Annotated in this window: 19 protein-coding genes; 14 read left to right on the top strand and 5 right to left on the bottom strand. The window is 47.8% G+C overall.

The window, feature by feature from the left end; translation table 11 throughout:
* Positions 1–21: 21 nt before the first annotated feature.
* Positions 22–708 (top strand): hypothetical protein, encoded by a 687-nt coding sequence (locus O6P32_RS04810; RefSeq protein ID WP_249053071.1) that lies wholly within the window; start codon positions 22–24, stop codon positions 706–708.
* Positions 709–805: 97 nt separating this feature from the next.
* Here the strand turns inward: O6P32_RS04810 and O6P32_RS04805 are convergent, their stop codons facing one another.
* Both O6P32_RS04805 and O6P32_RS04800 read right to left on the bottom strand, forming a co-directional pair.
* Positions 806–2,893 (bottom strand): type IA DNA topoisomerase, encoded by a 2,088-nt coding sequence (locus O6P32_RS04805; protein ID WP_269877115.1) that lies wholly within the window; start codon positions 2,891–2,893, stop codon positions 806–808.
* A 26-nt stretch (positions 2,894–2,919) separates the two neighbouring features.
* Positions 2,920–4,242 carry a DUF3945 domain-containing protein gene (locus tag O6P32_RS04800; RefSeq protein WP_269877114.1) on the bottom strand — a complete coding sequence of 441 codons (1,323 nt, stop codon included), beginning with the start codon at positions 4,240–4,242 and terminating at the stop codon, positions 2,920–2,922.
* 301 nt (positions 4,243–4,543) lie between these two features.
* Between O6P32_RS04800 and O6P32_RS04795 the strand changes: the two genes are divergently transcribed.
* Genes O6P32_RS04795 through O6P32_RS04785 form a run of 3 tightly spaced genes read left to right on the top strand, consistent with a single transcriptional unit; the run spans position 4,544 to position 8,447 of the window.
* Positions 4,544–5,713, top strand: a complete 1,170-nt coding sequence (locus O6P32_RS04795) for an AAA family ATPase (protein ID WP_269877113.1) — start codon at positions 4,544–4,546, stop codon at positions 5,711–5,713.
* A gap of 17 nt (positions 5,714–5,730) precedes the next feature.
* Positions 5,731–8,199 carry a S8 family serine peptidase gene (locus tag O6P32_RS04790; RefSeq protein ID WP_269877112.1) on the top strand — a complete coding sequence of 823 codons (2,469 nt, stop codon included), beginning with the start codon at positions 5,731–5,733 and terminating at the stop codon, positions 8,197–8,199.
* A 17-nt stretch (positions 8,200–8,216) separates the two neighbouring features.
* A complete protein-coding gene (locus O6P32_RS04785; RefSeq protein ID WP_269877111.1) occupies positions 8,217–8,447 on the top strand; it encodes a DUF2188 domain-containing protein in 231 nt (76 codons plus the stop codon).
* A gap of 27 nt (positions 8,448–8,474) precedes the next feature.
* Here O6P32_RS04785 and mobC read toward each other — a convergent pair whose 3' ends face one another.
* The 3 genes from mobC to mobA are packed head-to-tail and all read right to left on the bottom strand — an operon-like array spanning position 8,475 to position 12,147.
* Positions 8,475–10,481: a conjugal transfer protein MobC gene (gene mobC / locus O6P32_RS04780; RefSeq protein WP_269877110.1), complete on the bottom strand. Its 2,007-nt coding sequence runs from the start codon at positions 10,479–10,481 to the stop codon at positions 8,475–8,477.
* 17 nt (positions 10,482–10,498) lie between these two features.
* Positions 10,499–11,740, bottom strand: coding sequence for a conjugal transfer protein MobB (gene mobB, locus O6P32_RS04775; protein ID WP_269877108.1), 1,242 nt, complete (start codon positions 11,738–11,740; stop codon positions 10,499–10,501).
* Positions 11,725–12,147: a conjugal transfer protein MobA gene (mobA, locus tag O6P32_RS04770; protein WP_269877106.1), complete on the bottom strand. Its 423-nt coding sequence runs from the start codon at positions 12,145–12,147 to the stop codon at positions 11,725–11,727. The genes mobB and mobA overlap by 16 nt, the downstream gene beginning before the upstream one ends.
* 559 nt (positions 12,148–12,706) lie before the next feature.
* Here mobA and O6P32_RS04765 point away from each other — a divergent pair.
* The 10 genes from O6P32_RS04765 to traK all read left to right on the top strand — a co-directional run bounded on the left by O6P32_RS04765 (position 12,707) and on the right by traK (position 20,508).
* Entirely contained in the window at positions 12,707–13,492 is a 786-nt protein-coding gene (locus O6P32_RS04765; protein ID WP_269877105.1) for a ParA family protein, read from the top strand.
* 1 nt (position 13,493) lies between these two features.
* Positions 13,494–13,922, top strand: coding sequence for a DUF3408 domain-containing protein (locus tag O6P32_RS04760; RefSeq protein ID WP_195210769.1), 429 nt, complete (start codon positions 13,494–13,496; stop codon positions 13,920–13,922).
* A 2-nt stretch (positions 13,923–13,924) separates the two neighbouring features.
* Entirely contained in the window at positions 13,925–14,551 is a 627-nt protein-coding gene (locus O6P32_RS04755) for a hypothetical protein (protein WP_269877104.1), read from the top strand.
* Positions 14,552–14,712: 161 nt separating this feature from the next.
* Positions 14,713–15,009: a DUF4134 domain-containing protein gene (locus O6P32_RS04750; protein ID WP_072531504.1), complete on the top strand. Its 297-nt coding sequence runs from the start codon at positions 14,713–14,715 to the stop codon at positions 15,007–15,009.
* Positions 15,010–15,019: 10 nt separating this feature from the next.
* Entirely contained in the window at positions 15,020–15,355 is a 336-nt protein-coding gene (locus O6P32_RS04745; protein ID WP_269877102.1) for a DUF4133 domain-containing protein, read from the top strand.
* On the top strand, positions 15,352–17,865 hold the full coding sequence (locus O6P32_RS04740; RefSeq protein ID WP_269877101.1) for a TraG family conjugative transposon ATPase: 2,514 nt from the start codon (positions 15,352–15,354) through the stop codon (positions 17,863–17,865). Before O6P32_RS04745 ends, O6P32_RS04740 begins: the two co-directional genes overlap by 4 nt.
* An 11-nt stretch (positions 17,866–17,876) precedes the next feature.
* Positions 17,877–18,227 (top strand): DUF3876 domain-containing protein, encoded by a 351-nt coding sequence (locus tag O6P32_RS04735; protein ID WP_269877100.1) that lies wholly within the window; start codon positions 17,877–17,879, stop codon positions 18,225–18,227.
* A complete protein-coding gene (locus O6P32_RS04730; protein WP_068856518.1) occupies positions 18,227–18,853 on the top strand; it encodes a DUF4141 domain-containing protein in 627 nt (208 codons plus the stop codon). The genes O6P32_RS04735 and O6P32_RS04730 overlap by 1 nt, the downstream gene beginning before the upstream one ends.
* Positions 18,854–18,871: 18 nt before the next feature.
* On the top strand, positions 18,872–19,864 hold the full coding sequence (gene traJ, locus O6P32_RS04725; RefSeq protein ID WP_106390565.1) for a conjugative transposon protein TraJ: 993 nt from the start codon (positions 18,872–18,874) through the stop codon (positions 19,862–19,864).
* A gap of 20 nt (positions 19,865–19,884) precedes the next feature.
* Complete coding sequence (gene traK / locus O6P32_RS04720) at positions 19,885–20,508, top strand: conjugative transposon protein TraK (protein ID WP_068856486.1); 624 nt, start codon at positions 19,885–19,887, stop codon at positions 20,506–20,508.
* The last annotated feature ends 3 nt before the right edge of the window (positions 20,509–20,511 follow it).

Here is a 20,511-nt window from a genome sequence, read left to right as displayed (position 1 = left end):
TTTGCAAAAAAATAGTAAGTTATGAAATTTCCTAATTGGTTTAAGGTTACTTGGTGGTTAATACTTATTTTAGTATCAGGATATATTTTATGTCATAGAATCAATGAGATTATTAATGGAAACTCTAATCAAACTGATACTGTAATATTTCTTATTTTCATAGCTTTGATGTTAGTCCCTATATTTCCAGAAGTAGATTTATTAGGAATAAAACTAAAACAAAGCTTAGATGATTTGAAAGAATACATAAATGTAAAAGTTGGTGACATTAAGACTGAAATACATTCAAATCACGTTCAGTCTGTATATATACAAAATTATGAAAAGCCTTCTCCAGAAAGTAAATTACGAGATATAGAAGAAAAAATCAAACAAGAAATAACTCCTGAATTAAAACATAATTCAAAAATAGATCTTGATATTCCTGATGCAAATCTTTTATTATTTAAGGTTCGATATAATATAGAAATTGAACTTCGACGTATTTGGGAGAAGTATTACCCCAAATCAAATAAACCTATTCCTTTAATGGAAATTATCAGGACTTTATTAAAAGACAATATATTAAATACTAATATATATAATCCATTAAGAGAAATTTTGGCTATCTGTAATTATGCAATACATGGAGAAAAGGTTAGTGATAATCAAGTGTCTTTCATTAAAGATTATGCGAATGAACTGATTCTATACTTACAGCAGCAATAAAAAATGCGCCCGGTTTCCCTCCGGGCGCAACCACTAAAATTTCAATTATCATAAGCCTTAAAACCCATCACAATGAAATTTCAGCGGTAAAGATAAGTCATTTCTTCGGTTTTCCTTTCTTTTCAGGGAATGAAAAAGCGACATTGAACTGTTCGTCCAATACCAGCGAAGCATCGAAAACCTTGCCGTTCTTTCCCTTGAAGCCCTTGATTAACTCGGTCTTCCGCTTCGTCACTAGTTCGACAACCTGCTTGTCGGTCAGTTTCTTGTCGCACTTGTTACGGAATATGGTAAGCGTACAGTCCACGTTGGAACATTTCGCCACTTTCGGGTAGAATAGTATGCGTCCGCTGCCACATTTCGGACATGGACAGGTTTCACCTCCAGCAATGGACAGTTGTACGGAAAGCAGTTCCGCCGTGATTTGGGCGGCATAGACCTCGATGCCTTTCCTGAATGTGTCGGCATCCATACAGCCCGCTTCTATCTTGGTAAGGGCGGTTTCCCACATACCCGTCATTTCGACATCGGCAATCTTCTTGTCCTTGACAATCCTGTAAACGGCAAGTCCCTTTTCTGTGGGTATAATATTCCTTTTCTCACGCACGATATACTGGCGTGCGAACAATGTTTCTATAATCGCCGCACGGGTGGCTGGCGTACCTATCCCGGCATCTTTCAGGCTGGCTTTCAATTCGGCATCCTCCAGTTCCCTGCCCGCATTTTCCATTGCGGCAAGCAGGCTGCTTTCCGTATGCAGCGGCTTCGGCTTGGTCTGCTTTTCGAGCAGATCCACGCCGGAGAGCGACAAGGTTTCTCCCTCCTGAAGCTGTGGCAGTCCGGCAGCTTCTCCGTCCTCGCCTGCTTCCTGTTCGTTGAACACAGCCCGCCATCCGGCTTCTTTCATTATCGCCCCTTTTACGGTGAAATCGGTATTTCCGGCGGACAATACAGCGGTGGTAACGTCTTTCACGCATTTGTCCGAAAAGGTTTCCAGCATACGCCCGGCTACCAGTTCATAGACCGCCCTTTCATCTTCGAAAAGTTCATCGGGCAGGTTTTCGGTAACGATTAAAGCATGGTGGTCGGTTACCTTGCCGTCATTCACGCTGCAGCGGTTCAGTGTGTTGCTGTTCAAGCTGGCGGCATATCCGGCAAAGCGGGGGTATTTTCCCAACAGTGCGATGCGCTCCGGCATTTCCTCGAAAACATCCTCCGAAATATAACGGCTTCCGGTTCTCGGATAGGACATCACTTTCTTTTCATACAGGCTTTGTGCTATCGAAAGCGTCTTGTCCGCTGAAAAATCCAGCTTCGTGTTCGCTTCCTTTTGCAGCGTGGTAAGGTCGTACAAAAGGGGCGGTTCTTGGCTGGTTTCTTTCCTCTCAACAGACTTCACCACAAGCTGCCCGGCATCCTTTACCCGTTGCAGGGCGGCTATGGCATCGGACTGCTGTTCCCACTTGTCGGTCGATTGGGCGGTGAAACCTATTCCCCCGCTGGCGGTCGCCGCTTTGAGCTGCCAGAACTTGGTCGGGACAAAATTCCTGTTCTCCAAAAAACGGCTGCATATCATCACGAGCGTGGGTGTCTGCACCCTGCCCAACGAGAACACGCCCTGTCCGGCGGCTACGCTCAACGCTTGGGTGGCGTTTATCCCTATCAGCCAGTCGGCTTCACTGCGGGACTTGGCGGAGAGGTAGAGGTTATCGTAATGTCCGCCCGGCTGCAAATTGTCCATCCCCTCACGGATAGCCTTGTCGGTAAGGCTGCTTATCCACAGCCGGACAAAAGGCTTGCGGCAGTTCAGGTAATGGAATATATACCTGAAAATCAATTCCCCCTCACGCCCGGCATCGGTGGCGACAATAATCCTGTCGCACTGGTCGAACACCTCCTTAATCACTTTCAACTGTTTCAACACGCCGGGGTCTGCCTTGTAGCCCTTTTCGGCTTTCACCTGACGGGGGATTAGCCGGAAATCGGACGGAAGTATGGGCAGGCTCTCCCTGCGAAAATTTGCCACGCCGTAGGCTTCGGGCATGGCAAGCTGTATCAAGTGCCCGAACGCCCATGTCACCATGTACCCGTTGCCGGACAGATACCCGTCATTCCTTTGTGTCGCCCCGATGATACGGGCGATGTCTTTTGCCACGCTGGGCTTTTCCGCTATCAATGCAATCATAATTCTTCACTTTTTAATGGTAGGTACTACATTTTCATCCCTCTGGACTTTTTGGACTTGTCCGCTTTCAGGCTCTTGTCCTGTGCTTTTTCCTGTTTCTCTTTCTGCTTGGCGGTGGGTTTCTGTTGTCCCTGTTTCAGCGGCTCTTTGGTCTGCTTGGTAGCTTCATCTGTCTTTCCTCCAGAATTGACCGCTACCTGCGTCCGGCTCTCGGAAACGGGGATAACATCTTTCGGCTGCACCTTGCCGGAGGATTTGCCCTGTACTCCGGGCTGCACATGACCGTTGAACTCCACACCCTTGCCGTCCTTTAATCTTGTGACCTGCTGCTGTGCGGGCTGCTGCCCCTGCTGCAAGAACTGGACGGCAGACCTCGGCAGGAACTCCAAACCACGCTCCACTGCGCTGACTTGAAGATAGGCACTGCGTTTCGTCCCGTCCTTGAATTGCAGGTTTTCCATCTTGACGGGTTTCCCGGCTTCAAAAGCGGCTTTCTGTTCCGGGCTTACTTTCACGCCACAAACGGTATCGGGACATTTCCACTTGTCTGCCCGCATGTACTCCAGTTCGTGGGTGTACCTATCCCGGCTGACGAACACGGGGATTTGCTCCCCGTTTTTCGGGTCTTTGATTTGGATAATACCGCCCAGATTGCCGGTTCCCAGCAGGTTTCCTTGTTCCTGCTTGGGAAATTCGTGCCCGTTATACGGGCGTTGAAGCAGCTTTTCATCCATTTGCACGCCGTGCAGCTTAGGCACTACCGTCCCGTCCTTTGCCTGATAGAAAGAGAGCTTGACATCGGTAGGTTTAAGGTAGAAGCCGCCTACCGTCCCCGAAACGGTATAGGTGTTGCGGGATTTGTAGCCACGCATCACCCTGTCGAAATCCTTTGTGTTTTTCAACGTGTCGGCAGTAATGCCGACTTTCTTCAAGTCCTCCCAGTTGATTTTAGCCGGGTCGAAACGGAAATCCTGCCTGCCCCCGTTATTGTCGGGATTCGGAACTCGCAACATTTCCGCCCGTCTGTCGCCCTCCGGCGTGGGGTTGCGGTGGTTGTCCTCGATAGCTTTTGCGTCCTGTTCCGCTTCCGTAGCCTTGCTGCGGAACAAAGCCAGTCCCTCCGTGTCCTGATACCTGTGGAAAAAATTGGAAATGAAGTTGCTGAACACATCGCTGTTCCTGTCCACCTGCATAAACTCACCGCTATGGGATTGGGTCGGTTCTACGGTCTGCAAATTGCCCTCGTTGTCGATACCTTTAACGGCACTCACTTTCCCCTGCTGTTTATCCAAGACCAGCAGCACGTCTTTTTCCTGCCCCTCTGCGGGCGGGTTCATTCTGTTTGCCATAAATAATTGGAATTTTAGTGGTTACGGGATTATTCCCGTCCAAAGGTAACGACTAAATATGCTATATTTTGACAGGCGGCAATGAGTGTCCCGATTTGTCCTACAATGTCTGAATTTGACTATATAATATGGCAAGCTTAATTTTATATGAATCAAATCTTGTCTGTTTGTTCCAGTAGGCAGCATGCTTTAATAAACAAATCCATATAATAGGAAATTAATAAATAAAAAATGGAAATTATATTTTGATTATGGAAATTAATTGTTATATTTGCGAAATAATTTACTTATATCAGAAATAATGGAACATTTTAATATTATACAAGCTTTATGTCGGTCTGCATTGGCAACTCCCAATAGTGCGGTTATACAACAAATAAATAGGCTTAAAGATGCATTAAAGAAAGATGGAAATGAAAAGGAAGCCAAGTCAATAGAATCTCTCCTTGCGTCATCAAAAAAATCTATAGAAATGACCCCTAGTCGAATTAAGCAATCATTTGCAATGAACAAAGGAGAAGTAATAACATCTAAGACTTCTATTCCTGTTGATAAAGAAACTTCTATCCCTATCGCAGAAGTGTTCTTTAATGAAGACTTGCCAGATGAAATTCCTCTTTTTGATGACAATATCAAAAATGCTATTCTTTCTATAATAAACGAATGGTCAAAATTTGATCAATTACTTGAGATTAATGCAGCCCCTGCAAGTTCTTGCTTGATTTATGGACTGCCAGGAACGGGAAAAACTCATTTAGCGAAGTGGATAGCTAAGCAAATAGGATTGCCTGTGGTTTTGGCTCGTTTAGAAGGGTTGATGTCCTCTTTTTTAGGAACTACAGCTAAAAATATAGGCAATTTGTTTTCATTCGCAAATAGATACAATTGTGTTCTTTTGCTTGATGAATTTGATGCAATTGCAAAATTACGGAATGATCCTCAAGAAGTAGGGGAAGTAAAAAGAGTTGTGAACACATTGCTCCAATGCTTAGATAGCAGAAAGGATTGTGGTTTTACAATTGGAGTTACAAACCATGAAGCATTATTAGATCCTGCAGTGTGGAGAAGATTTGACGTCCAAATAGAAATCCCTAAACCTTCACCGCAAATTATAATAGAGCTTGTTAAAAAATTTCTTTATCCGCTTAATTTTGGAGAAAATGAAATTAAACTTTTCGCTTGGTGTATAGAAGAAGCTTCTGGAGCAGATATAGAAATGCTAGCAAAATGGATAAAGAGAGCTTATGTTGTTGATAACAATATAACGGCATCAAATATTATTAAACAATTTACACTCTTAAATTCAGGACGCGTAACTGAAAAAAAGAAAAATGCTATATTAAAAAGTGACGAGGAATTTATTAATGCGCTTATTGAGGATGAAACATATACATTCAAGCAAGTTGATATAGCTCCAATGTTTGGAATGACCACATCTTCTTTGAGTAAACTAAAATCAAAAATGAAATAATTTAATATTTATATATTATGGGAAACAGTCCAATACAAGTGGTATTAAATACCAATAATTTTATAGAAGAAGTTGAAAATAAAGGAGGGGGACCATCCACAGATTTTTTTGCTGACAACGATGTTGCATTTATTGAACATAGAGAGCTGTTAACTCAGCAATTACGTGAAATAAAAAAACTGCAAATTGATAATGAATTTGCTCCTGTTTCTTATGCAAAAATCACTTTAAGACAATCTGCTCTGGCAAAAAGCCACTGTCCAACTCATGCTATTTTTAAGCCTGATATTACACCCATTGTGGGAGCTGGAGAGCTTGGGGAGTTATATGTAGAATTAACTCCAGAAAGTATTGAACGTGTTTCTTGCAAAATGGACAAAGCGGAAACAACTACAAATAAGAAAAATATAGATGGAAAAGATATCCCTTATCCAAGTCGAATACGTAGTGAAATAGGAGCAATTGATCATATCTCCCAACACACAAAAAGCGATAAAAGGAAGTTTTCAATAAAAGAAGCTATAGAATGGTTATCGGACTCACGTTCTGGAGGAGCATACATCGTTGAATTATTCGAAGATCCACCAGCTAAAAAAGACTGGGACACATTAAGTATACAAAAAAGACAATTATTCAGTACATTCATAAATGGACTTGAGAACTTTGGTTCTGGACTATACGCATTAAAAATTAAACAGGATAAAGGAGCAGCTGTTTTATATGGAATAAAGCTAGAAGAAGGTGGAATGCCTATAGTACAAATGGTTCCACTACAATCATCAGCTACAAAAAATATAAATCATAAGGCTGTTTGTTTGGATTATAAACAACACGAGAAACTATTAGATTTCTTGGATAGACATCCGTTAGTAAAAAGAATAACTTTGCCTCCTATTATAACTAGAGGTGGCAATAGTTCTATTAATTTAGGTTCTCCGGCAACAATACCAGCCATAGATCCAAAAGTGAATTACCCCAAATTATGTGTAGTAGATGGAGGCGTTTCAAATATATTGGGAAATTGGATTCAAGACAGATGGGGGTTAATTAGTCCAGAAGATAAAAATGAGCAACATGGGAGTTTTATAGCAGGATTGGCAGTATTAGGAGGAAGCCTAAATAGTGTTTGCAAAGAATTAGATGGATGTTACATTATTGATCTTGATATTCTTCCTTCTAAATTTTACGATTCTTACTATTCTAAGCCTTTAGAGTTTTTTAATGAATTAGAAATTGCCGTCCAAGAATTAAAAGCAAGAACAGGAGTACGTATATTTAATTTCAGCCTTAATGTTGAAGAACACGTAACATCAAGCGGGTATAGTATTCCAGCTCAAATCTTAGATAAAATTGCGGAAGACAATGATATTATTTTTATTATTTCGGCTGGTAACACTCATCCAGCACAGATGAGGAAAGAATGGCCATCAGATCCTGTCGCTGCATTAAAAACTTTAGTGACAACAAGAAATGATGCACTTAAAGTTCCTGCTGAAAGTTGCCGCAATATAAGTGTATCAGCCTTAAATCCACCAGATATTGATGGTGTTGTTGCTTATGGGTTAAGTAATTATAGCTGTAAAGGCATTAGTTCTAGAACTGGGTTAAAACCGGACTTAGCTCATGTTGGAGGAAGTGGAACAAAAAATATCACAAAGGGTTATGGCCTTTTCTCAATAAATGAGAACGGACTAATTGAGGATGGCTGTGGAACTAGTTATGCAGCTCCAAATGTAGCAAAAACTATTGCAGCATTAGAAAATAAAATAGAAGGGGAAGTTTCTAGAGAAACTTTAATAGCTTTATCTATCCATTATGCTGTTATACCAGAACCTTTCAGACACAAGCAGTTAAGTAGTGTTGCAAAACATTTAGTTGGTTTTGGTATGCCGTTAAGCTCTTCAGAAATATTGAACGGTGGGGATAATGCTATTACTTTAGTTTTTGCAAATAGGATTACGACAGGTAGAAAACTTAGCTTTAACTTTACATGGCCATCATGTCTTGTAAAGAAAGGAAAGTGTACAGGCAAAGCCAGATTGACAATTGTTAGTACCCCTCCGCTTGATTATAAATTTGGAGCGGAATTTATACGTGTAAACATTGATGCAAGATTAAGACAGCTTCAAAGCAATGGTAAATATAAAGGACGGTTAGATGCTATTTATGCCCCCGAATCTGGAGAAGGTGGACTTTATGAAAAAGATCAAATTGAACATACATTCAAATGGAGTCCAATAAAGGTTTATGAAAAATACTTTTCAAAAGGAGTTGGTCCTTCTACGGAATGGAAACTTGATGTAGAATATTTAACTAGAGATGGAGAAAATATTCCTAGTGAAGGCATTCCATTTACGGCAATTCTAACAATTTCTGATCCAAAAGAAGAAGAACCTGTTTTTAATGATATGCGACACATCTTACAGTCAATTGGTGTCCAGACTGTTGACATAAAAACAGCAGCAAGGATTGTATCTAGAGTATAATTTAAAACAAAATATATATGAGAAAAATTTATCATGTAACAAAAACAGAAAATGGTTGGCAAGGTAAACTGGAAAAAGGTCAAAGAGCATCTGTTGTTGGAAGCACTAAGGCAGAAGTCGTTCAAAAAACAATAGAAATTGCTAAACGACAACCCGAATCATCTATTAGAATTCATAAAACAGATGGTAAAATCCAAGAAGAAAGAACATATCCTAAAAAGTCAGATCCATATCCACCTAGAGGATAAAAAATTGATAATAAAGGAAGGAGAAAATTATCCTTCCTTTATTAAATATCGTAGCTCCGGGTCATTCTTGATACGGGTTATCTCGTCTTCGACAATCTGCCGGACTTCCTGACGGATGCGCTCGTAGTTGGCTTGTATCTCTTCCTGCATACGGTCGTTGCCGTCCTTGTCTGTAAAGTCGATAATCTGCGGCAGCTTCACGTAACGGGTAGTTTCCCGTTTCACCTTCTCGTTGTCCACCACGATTTCACAGTGGAAAATCTTCTGTTCTATCCGTTCATCGAAGTTGTCCGCCACCGCCCCCACGAACATGCCTTGCGTGAGGTTGGATATTTTGCTGGCAGGTATCAGGCTGTCCATCTGGGTGCTTATCGAGGTGGACTTCTCCCGCTGGTTGATTGTCATGCTCTGCCGTTTCTGCAACACCTTCCCGAAACGCTCCGACAGGATTTTTGCCGTTTCACCGACCACCTGACCGCTGAACACGTTGCCTACCGTATTTTGTATCACACGGCTTTCCTTGTCCCCGTAGTCACGAGTAAGCTGGCTGTAATCCTGAAAGCCAAGCAGAACCGCCACCTTGTTGCTTCGGGCGGTCGCAATCAGGTTGTCAAGACCACGGAAGTAGATAGTGGGCAACTCGTCTATAATCACCGAACTTTTAAGCTGACCTTTCTTGTTTATCAGCTTCACAATTCTACTGTTATACAATCCCAGTGCCGCCGAATAGATGTTCTGGCGGTCGGGATTATTGCCGACAACCAGTATTTTAGGCTCTTTCGGGTTGTTTATATCCAGCGAGAAATCATCACCCGTCATTACCCAGTAAAGTGCCGGGCTTATCATACGTGAAAGCGGTATTTTGGCACTCGCTATCTGCCCCTGCAACTGCTCTTGGGCATCTGATTCCCAAGCGTCCACGAACGGGGAAAGATAATTTTCCAGTTCGGGATAGCTGCGCAAAATCGTGAACACATCGGCGTATTTCTTGTTCAACAGTTCAATGGCATGGGGAAACGTGCAATACCTGCCGCCCTGATAGATGCGCAAATACCAAATGATAGCCGCCAAAAGGATAATCGGGCTTTCCACGAAGAAGTCGCCCTGCTTGGTTATCCAACTGCGATTGAGGTTGAGCATTATCGTGTAGCTGGCTTCGTAAGCGTCCGCTATGTCCGACATGAAGCTGGCGTTTATCGGGTTGCATCGGTGGCTCTTGCGTGGGTCGTCAAAATTGATAATGTAAAACTTGGGCTTGACCTTATAGCCGTCCAAATGCGTGAGCAAATGATTATATGCTATTTCCGACAGGTCGGGAAACTTATAATCATAACAGTAGAGTGCAAAACCCTTCTCGATTTGCTGTTTTATGTAATTGTTTACCACCGCGTATGACTTTCCGCTTCCCGGCGTGCCCAGCACAAGGCTGGCACGGAACGGGTTCACCACATTTATCCAGCCGTTGTTCCACTTCTTCTTATAATAGAAACGTGTTGGCAGGTTTATCGAATACTCGTTCTCGATAAGCCGGGTTTCCTGCTGGAAACTCTCGTTCTCGGTGTTAAAGACATCATCCATAAGGTTGTTCTTCAACAGGCGGGACATCCATGTACCCGCCATGAGCAGGCATATATAGCCCGCAGACAGCATGGCGATGTAAAATGCTGTGTCCGCCGTATGCGGCAAGGGCAGTTCCAGCAGCCACCAGTTCAGGAAAAACAGGACGAAACCCACCGCAAGGCAGCAATGTATCTTCGTCCAAGTTATCTTCTCGTTCTTCACCCCCTTTGTCCCGATGCACGACAGGGCGAGAAACACCACCGCAAAAAGTTTCGTCCACAGCATGGACGAGAACAGCCCGGTGGTACGCTGGAAGTTCCACAAAATCTTGTCAATCACCTCAAAGGTTACTCCCCATCCTTTTAGGCTGGAGTAACAGAACCAGTACACGTTTATTCCCACGAATAAAATACTGATTGCCCGCATAAAGTCCATGACCCTTGCAAGCCCCCTCAAATCATCTTCCTGTTGCATAGTCGTATATTTTTAAGTTATTCGATGCGTCTTGTGCGCTTCTTTTTCTTCTTTCTCTTTTGCCCGGCGGTGTCCTGCGGCGGTTCTTCTCCTATGGAAGATCCGCCGAACAACCCGCCCAGTCCGCTGACCGGAAGCCGTGCCGCCGTATGCGGCTGCTGCGTGAAGTCCTGCTCTTGTCCCCGCTGCGGAGCAACGCTTTCGGTCTGTCCCGTTTGGACATCCGAATACAGGTCATTGAACACGTTCGCCGAAAACTCCTTGCCCAAACGTGAACCGTTCAATACCACCCGGCTGTCGTGGTCGATGAACGTAACGCCATAGATGCGCCCGCTGTCGTTCTGCCGGAACACCACGTCAATGCCCTGCCGTTTCAGTTCCTGTTCAAACTTTTGTCGGTTACGGGCGGTCTGCATGGCTGCGGCGACAATCTTCCGGGTACGCTCTTTCAGCTTCCCGTCCTTAATCGCCTTGCCAGACTTTTCCATCCTGCACAGCACCGCTTCGTAGCCCACCGACTTGCCGATGCGGGATGCCTTTACCGGGTTGCCCACCTTTTCGCCCTTATCGTCCGTGGCGGAATAGACAATGCCCTGATAGGGTCTGCCGTTTATCTCCCCCTTGACTTCCTCGGCGCACACGTTGCAGGTGGCAAGCAACGCCCTGTACTCCCCGAACGACTGGAAGCGGTAGCCGTAACAAGCCGCTTTCACGGTATTGCCAATCTGGTGCTTCACGTCCCCGGCTGCGTAATCGACCTTTTTAAGTTCGGGGCGTTCGGCACGCTCCTTTCTCTCCGCCGGATGCAGGTTGTATTTCCGTTCCAGTTCACGGGTAATCTGCTTGCTTCTCCGGTGCTCGAACCTGTCATTCAGCGGCTTGCCGTTTTCGTCCACCCGTAAGCCCACGATGTGGATATGGTGGCGGTCGATGTCCTCGTGTTTATAGACCAAATAAGGCTGGTCACCATAGCCCAACTTCCGCATATACTCCCGTGCGATGTCAGACAACTGCTGGTCTGAAAGCACGTCTTTCGGGTGCGGGTTTATGGAAATGTGCAATATCGGCTTCTTGGTGGACAAATGGACGGGCATCTGCATTTCAAAACTGCGCATACACCCGCCGATACTGGAATGCCCGTCCTCGTCCAACAGCATTTTATTGGAGAAAAGCACCTTTGCTTCCCCGTTGTCCACCTTTTCCTGATTGTATGCCAGTGCGCCGAACATGGAACTTCCTGTACTTATTTTGGCAACCATAGTTCCCTGCACTCGTTTGTCAGGTCGATAACCTGACGGTTCAACATAGCCAGTTCGGTAGTCGCTTTCTCCAGTTTATAGAGAAAAGCCAGTGCCTTTTTCTCCGAAAAGTTACTATTTAGAGCCTTTACCACTTGGTTGTAATTGACCGCTACCGCTCTGAATTGTGCATAAAATTCGGTCAGTCGGGCGCAATACTCGACCGCCGACTTGTCCACTTTCACCACCTGGAACGGCTCGCCGAAGATACGTGCGGCGATGAAACGGGACTTGCTCGAAACGCCCGACTGCTCCCACTGCGATAGGAAGCGGGCGTTCTCCCGGTCGTTCAGGTAAAGGACATGGCGATGTTTCGCCGGGTCTTGGAGGGCGGGGCGACCGCCCTTGCTGTTTTTCCTTGTTTCCATACTTTCTTGAATTAAAAAATCACGACTTCGGAGTGGTTTTTACCCCCGCAAGGGGCAAGGTGTTTTCAGGCACGGAAAACGGTTTCGTGTGCCACGAAACACACCTTGCTATTTTCTGGCGAAAATCGAAAATCCGTCCGGGACGGATTGGGGTCTGCATCAGGCGGCAAGCCCTGCCGTCCACCAGCACCGTTACACGTCTTTACCCCTTGCGGCTCGTTACTCCACTGCAAAGTAACGGTGATTTATAATGCTGTAAAATAGGCAGTTGGTGGACAAACCGGGACACGAAAGGACAAATCGGGACACATCTAAAAACGGACGTTTTTTCTCCTTTTATTTGCATAAGATTTCAAGATTGAAAGCAAGATTGAAAGACACATTTCAATCAGGCAAGAACGGTTGAAAGCAGGATTTCAAGAAAACGTGATTGCTGGATTTCAAGAAAGAATGAAAGCAGGAAAGCAAGATTGAAATAAAAGCAGTCTTTCCATATTTCAAGCCTGCAATATGGAAAGCCCGAATGATTGGAAGCAATAAACAAATATATCAACCAATAATGAACGGAAGCAATATGGAAAACGAGAAAATACCCCTTTATGTCGCCTTTTCCACCCAAAAGGGCGGGGTCGGCAAAACCACCTTTACCGTGCTTGCGGCGAGTTACCTCTATTACCTCAAAGGCTACGATGTGGCGGTAGTCGATTGCGACTACCCGCAACATTCCATTGCCGGGATGCGCAAGCGGGATGCCGAACAGGTCGGGGCGGACGAGGATTACAAGCGCATGGCGTATGAACAGTTCACCCGTCTGGGGAAGAAAGCTTACCCGGTGCTGTGCAGTTCGCCCGAAAAGGCGATAGCCACGGCTGACGGATATACGGCAGAAGCCGGACACGTACCGGACATCGTGTTTTTTGACCTGCCGGGCACGGTGAACAGCGAGGGCGTGATAAACTCCCTTGCGGGCATGGACTATATCTTCACCCCGATTTCCGCCGATAAGGTGGTTCTTGAAAGCAGCCTGTCGTTTGCGGTGGCTATCCAAAAGCTGCTGGTGAGGAATGAAGCCTGCCGCCTTGCCGGGCTGTACCTCTTCTGGAACATGGTGGACGGTCGGGAGAAAACCGACCTCTATGCCGCCTATGACAAGACGATAAAGGAACTGGAACTGCCGCTGATGAAAACCTTTATCCCCGACACCAAACGCTACAAAAAAGAACTGGTGACGGACAGGAAGGCGGTGTTCCGCTCCACGCTCTTTCCCGCCAGCCGCCCACTGGTAAGGGGCAGCAACTTGGAAGAACTGATAACAGAAATGATGTATTACATTAAATTACAATGATATGGCAAAGCAAAACGGCACTCTGCCGAAAATAGACGAGGATTTCATGCGGGAACTTATCTCGCAGGGTGTCCCCACCAAGCAGGACAAGCAGCCGGAGGACATACCGAACCCCGGCGGCGAAACGGGCATCCCCCAAGAGGGACAACAGACGGAAACGGTACGGATGGAGAAACCGACACCCCGCAGGCGCAAGGGTTGCACGGGCGACTACCGGGAAACCTACTTCCAGAAAGTGGAACTGGCAGACCGACAACCCTTGTACGTGAGCCGAGCCACCCACGAGAAACTGATGCGTATCGTGACGGTGATAGGCGGGCGCAAGGTGACGGTAAGCAGCTACGTGGAAAATATTCTGCTGCGGCACTTCGAACAGTACCAAGACGAGATAAACGCCTTGTACGAAAGCCACTTCCAAAAGCCTGTATGACTATGGTAACCTATTGCATACTTACCGGGCTTCTGGTGTACTATATCGCCCTGTGGCTGTGGTATCGCCATGCGGACAACAGGCGTTTCGAAAAGGGAACAAATGATAAAACCGTTCCCGAAAGTCTGGCGGACGGCTACACGCTAATAGGCGAGAGCCGCTACAAGGGTGGACTAATCGGGACAGTGCAGGACAAATCGGGACACCTCCCGCAAGCGGCTGAAAATGATACTATTTTTGCGGCGCAAGCTGCCGGACAACCGGACGAAACACCCGACTACGGGGATGACGAACCCGATTACGAGGGCGAAGAAATATCCGGGTACATGGACGGGTACGATGATATGGGCAGGGCTGCGGGCGTGAGCTTTGAGGAACTGGGCGAAACGGTACGCACGGCGAACGCCGACAACTCCACCGAAGCGGAACAGCGGCAAGCCGCCGTGACGCTGGCACGGATTGAGGGGACGAACCTCTACGATGCGGTGGTGGAGAATATCAACGGCGGGCTGGCAAAGGTGGCGGAACTGCTGGGACGCAACGAAGCGGAACTGGCTGCGGCTGATCCCGCCGGAACTGGCAATACCAGCGGGGAATACGAAGCGTTCGACATGAACGAGTATCTGTAACATAACAAGTAACGATATGAAGCAACATGATTACGGTTGATTGGCAATACTGACAACAACAGACGGCATCCGTGCCGCAACCACTAAAATTTCAAATTATTCATCCGCCGTGCGGCAGCGGACTATCCACCCGCTGTCCCGGCATTAAAATCCAATTCGCAATGAAAAAGAAAATCTTTTTGTCGGCGGCTCTCCTTGCCGCTGTGGTAAGTGCCTACGCACAAGGTAACGGACAGGCAGGCATTACCGAAGCCACCAACATGATAACCAGCTACTTTGACCCCGGAACAAAGCTGGTGTACGCAATCGGGGCGGTCTGCGGCTTGATTGGCGGTGTAAAGGTGTATAACAAGTTCTCAAGCGGTGACCCCGATACCAGCAAGACCGCCGCAAGCTGGTTCGGGGCGTGCATCTTCCTGATTGTCGCCGCCACTATCCTGCGTTCGTTCTTCCTCTAAAACGGCGGCTATGTCTGAATATCCGGTAAACAGGGGTATCGGAAAACCGGTGGAGTTCAAGGGGCTGAAAAGCCAGTACCTTTTCATCTTTGCGGGTGGCCTGCTCGCCGTGTTCGTGGTGTTCATCGTCCTGTTCATGGCAGGTGTGAACCAGTGGCTATGTATCGGTTTCATCGTGTCGGCTTCGCTGTTGCTCGTATGGCAGACGTTCCGGCTCAACGCCAAGTACGGCACGCACGGACTGATGAAAGCTGCCGCCCGCAAAAGACATCCCCGCTTCATCATCAGCCGAAAGGCGATACCCAGATTATTTACCTATAAAAATAGAAAGGAAGAAAGACCATGAGGAATATGTTAAAGGCTACCACGCTGGAAAGGAAATTTCCCCTTTTGGCGGTGGAGAACGGCTGCATCATTTCAAAGGATGCCGACATAACGGTAGCTTTCCGGGTGGAACTGCCCGAACTGTTCACCGTCACCAGTGCCGAATATGAAGCCATACATTCGGCATGGTACAAGGCAATCAAGGTACTGCCCGACTATTCCATAGTACACAAGCAGGACTTCTTCATCACGGAGAACTACCAGCCTGACACCGGAAGGGACGAACTCAGTTTCCTGTCCCGGAGTTTTGAGCGGCACTTCAATGAACGCCCGTTCCTGAACCATTACTGTTACCTGTTCCTGACAAAGACGACAAGGGAGAGAAGCCGCCGACAGAGCGACTTCTCCACCCTCTGCCGGGGCAGGATTGTTCCGCAGGAGATAGCGGACAGGGAAACGGCTATGAAATTCATCGAAGCGGTCGGACAGTTTGAAAGGATCATGAACGACAGCGGGTTTGTCACGCTTACCCGGCTGGCGGCACCGGAAATCACCGGGCAGGACGGAAAGGCTGGCATCATCGAGAAATACTTCTCGCTCTCGCAGACAGATACCACCTGCCTGAAAGACATCGGGCTTTACCCGGAAGAAATGCGTGTCGGGGATGACATACTGTGCCTGCACACGCTTTCGGACGTGGAAGATTTGCCGGAAAAGGTCGGTACGGACACACGGTTTGAAAAGCTTTCCACCGACCGGAGCGACTGCCGCCTGTCATTCGCCGCCCCGGTGGGCGTGCTGCTGTCGTGCAACCACGTCTATAACCAATACATCTTCATAGACGACCATGCCGAAAACCTGAAAACGTTCGAGCAGACCGCCCGGAACATGCAGTCGCTTTCCCGCTACTCCCGTGCCAACCAGATAAACAAGGAATGGATAGACGAGTACCTGAACGAAGCGCACAGCAAGGGGCTTGTTTCCGTGCGCTGCCACTGCAACGTCATGGCTTGGAGCGATGACCGGGAGGAACTCAAACGCATACGCAACGATGTGGGAAGCCAGCTTGCCCTGATGGAATGCAAGCCACGCCACAACACGGTCGATACGCCCACGCTCTTTTGGGCGGGCATACCGGGCAACGAGGGGGACTTCCCGGCGGAAGAAAGTTTCTACACGTTCTTGGGGCAGGCTCTCTGCCTGTTCGTGGAAGAAACGAACTACAAGAGTTCGCTTTCGCCCTTCGGCATCAAAATGGTGGACAGGGTGAGCGGGCGACCGCTGCACATCGACATATCAGACCTGCCCATGAAGAAAGGTATCACGACCAACCGCAACAAGTTCATACTTGGGCCGAGCGGCAGCGGGAAGTCTTTCTTCACCAACCACATGGTACGCCAGTATTACGAGCAGGGGGCGCACGTGCTGCTGGTAGATACGGGCAACAGCTATTTGGGGCTGTGCCAGCTTATCCACAACCGCACGCACGGCGAGGACGGGATTTATTTCACCTACACCAACGAGAACCCGATAGCGTTCAACCCGTTCTATGTCGAGGACGGGGTATTCGACATCGAGAAGAAAGAGAGTATCAAGACCCTTATACTCACCCTGTGGAAGCGGGACGATGAAGCCCCGAAGCGGTCGGAAGAAGTGGCGTTGTCCAATGCGGTAAGTGCCTATATCGAACGTATCACGGGCGACAGGTCGGTAACACCCTGCTTCAACACGTTCTACGAGTTTGTCCGGGACGAATACCGCCGACAGCTTGAACAGAAGAATGTCAGGGAAAAGGACTTTGACATTGACGGCTTCCTGAACGTGCTTGAACCCTATTACAAGGGCGGCGAGTATGACTACCTGCTCAACTCCGACAAGGAACTGGACTTGCTGCACAAACGCTTTATTGTCTTCGAGCTGGACAATATCAAAGACCACAAAATACTGTTCCCGATAACGACCATCATCATCATGGAAGCCTTTATAAACAAGATGCGCAAATTGAAGGGAATAAGAAAATTAATCCTGATTGAAGAAGCGTGGAAAGCGATAGCGTCGGCGAACATGGCGGACTACATAAAATATTTGTACAAAACCGTCAGAAAGTATTTCGGGGAAGCGATTGTGGTAACGCAGGAAGTGGAGGATATTATTTCCTCGCCTATCGTGAAAGAGAGCATCATCAACAATTCGGACTGCAAGATTCTGTTAGACCAAAGGAAATATCTCAACAAGTTCGACAGCATACAGACCCTCTTGGGACTGACCGACAAGGAACGTTCGCAAATATTGTCCATCAATATGGCGAACCATCCCGGACGGAAGTATAAGGAAGTGTTCTTCTCGCTGGGCGGCACGCAGTCGGCGGTGTACGCAACGGAAGTTTCGCTGGAGGAATATTACACGTACACGACCGAAGAAAGCGAGAAAACGGAACTGTTCGCCCTTGCCGACAAGCTGGGCGGCAACCTTGAACTGGCTGTCAAACGGCTTGCGGAGAGCAAAAGAAATCCCGGATTATCAACCACCTAAAAATAAACGATATGAAATTAATGGACAACCTGATTTACACGCTGCTGTCCGCCTGCCTGCTGGCTGGCTGCAAGGACAGTGAAAGCAAGGAACTGGAAAGGATGCGGGGCGACTGGGTACACGTCAGGGGACACCCGGCTTTCACACTCACGGAAACGGACGGCAGATACACCGTCACCCGTAAAGCGAATGTCAGGGGCAGGGTATTGGAAACGACTTATCCGGTGACAGAGCAGAACGGCTGCCTGTTCATTGAAACAGGCTTCGGCATACAGTTCACCTACGACAAAAAGAACGACCGGATAACGCTCCTGCCCGGCGGCGAATACAGGCGTGTTACAAATCCTAAAAACAAAAAATGATGAAAAGAACGATTCTTCTTATGGCGGTATGCCTGTGCTTCATGGGCAGGGCATCCGCCCAGTGGGTGGTGTCAGACCCCGGCAACTTGGCTCAGGGCATCATCAACACCGCCAAACAGATTGTGGAAACGGCGGGAACGAAAGCCAACACCCTGAACGGCTTTCTGGAAACGCAGAAGATTTTCCAGCAGGGGAAAGCCTATTACGATGCGCTCAAATCCGTGCATGATGTCGTCAAGGGCGGTATCAAGGTGAAGAAAAGCATCGAACTGGTGGCGGAAATCTCCGAAATCTACGTCAGGAACTACCAAATCATGCTCGCCGACCCGTATTTCACGGCGGACGAGCTGGCGACCATATCCTCCGGTTATGCCATGCTGCTGGACGAGAGTTCGGACGTGCTTCAGGACTTGAAAAATGTCGTGAACATCACGGGCATGTCGCTGACGGATGCCGAACGGCTGGCAATCATCGACAATGCCTACCGAAGCCTGATGAACTACCGCAATCTCGTGAACTACTACACCCGCAAGAACATTTCCGTGTCCTACCTGCGGGCAAAGAAAAAGAACGACACCGACCGGGTGCTGGCTCTCTACGGCTCGGCGGATGAACGCTACTGGTAACATCAAACGGACATGCCTATGTTGTTAGCAGTGGATTTTGACAACCTGCACCAAGTGCTGCGGGTGCTGTATGACGAAATGATGCCCCTGTGCGGCAACATGACGGGGGTAGCCAAAGGGATAGCCGGGCTGGGTGCGCTGTTCTATGTAGCCGCCAAGGTATGGCAGTCGCTCGCACGGGCGGAAGCCATAGACGTTTACCCGCTTCTACGCCCATTTGCGCTGGGGCTGTGCATCATGTTCTTCCCCACGTTCGTGCTGGGGACTATCAACACGGTGCTGTCGCCGATTGTGAAAGGATGCAGCCAGCTTATGGAAACGCAGACCTTCGACATGAACGAGTACCGGGCACAGAAAGACAGGCTGGAGTACGAAGCCCTGATGCGAAGCCCGGAAACGGCATACCTCGCTTCGGACGAGGAATTTGACAGGCAACTGGAGGAACTGGGCTGGTCGCCCTCCGACATGGTTACCATGACGGGCATGTACATGGACAGGGCGGCATACAACATCAAGAAATCCGTCCGGGACTGGTTCAGGGAACTGCTGGAAATACTCTTTCAGGCAGCGGGGCTGATTATCGACACGCTGCGCACGTTCTTCCTGATAGTGCTCTCGATACTGGGTCCGCTGGCGTTCGCCCTTTCCGTCTATGACGGTTTCCAAAGCACGCTGACCCAGTGGATTTCACGCTATATCTCGATTTACCTGTGGCTTCCCGTGTCGGACTTGTTCAGCAGCGTGCTGGCACGCATACAGACACTGATGCTCCAGAAGGACATCGAGCAGCTTTCCGACCCGAACTTCATACCGGACGGGAGCAGTACCGTGTATGTAATCTTTATGATTATCGGCATCGTGGGCTACTTTACCGTTCCGACAGTGGCAGGCTGGATTGTGTCAGCCGGGGGTACAACCGCATACAACCGCAACCTGACACGTGCGGGCGCACTCACGGGTGCGGCGGCAGGTGCGGCAACCGGAAAGATTGCAGGAAAACTTCTCAAATAACCAACTTCAATTTTTAGAATATGGAATTCAAGTCATTGACGAACATCGAAACGAGCTTCCGGCAAATCCGGCTCTTTGCGCTGGTATTCATCTGCCTGTGCGCATTGGTCACGGGCTTTGCCGTGTGGAACTCGTACAGCTTCGCCGAAAAGCAGCGGCAGAAGATATACGTCCTCGACAACGGCAAGAGCCTGATGCTGGCTCTCTCGCAGGACATGGCGCAGAACAGACCGATTGAAGCGAAATCGCACGTGAAGCGTTTCCACGAACTCTTTTTCACGCTCTCGCCCGACAAGGACGCCATCGAGGGAAACATCAAACGCTCCCTGTTCCTCGCCGACAGGAGTGCGTTCAACTACTACAAGGACTTGTCGGAAAAGGGCTACTACAACCGTATCATTTCGGGCAACATCAACCAGACGGTGGAGATTGACAGCGTGAAATGCGACTTCAACCAGTACCCCTACAAGGTGAGAACCTATGCCCGGCAGCTTATTGTCCGGGAAAGCAGCCTGACGGTCAGAAGTCTTGTCACCACGTGCAGGCTCCTGAACGCCACACGTAGCGACAACAACCCGCACGGCTTCATCATGGAAGCGTTCACGATTGACGAGAACAGGGATTTGCAAACCATTAAACGATAGCCT

Origin of the sequence: Phocaeicola acetigenes, from assembly GCF_027529745.1 — a bacterium.
GTDB lineage: Bacteria > Bacteroidota > Bacteroidia > Bacteroidales > Bacteroidaceae > Phocaeicola > Phocaeicola acetigenes.
Note: the sequence above shows the minus strand (reverse complement) of the source record. Positions and strands in the feature narration are given on the sequence as shown.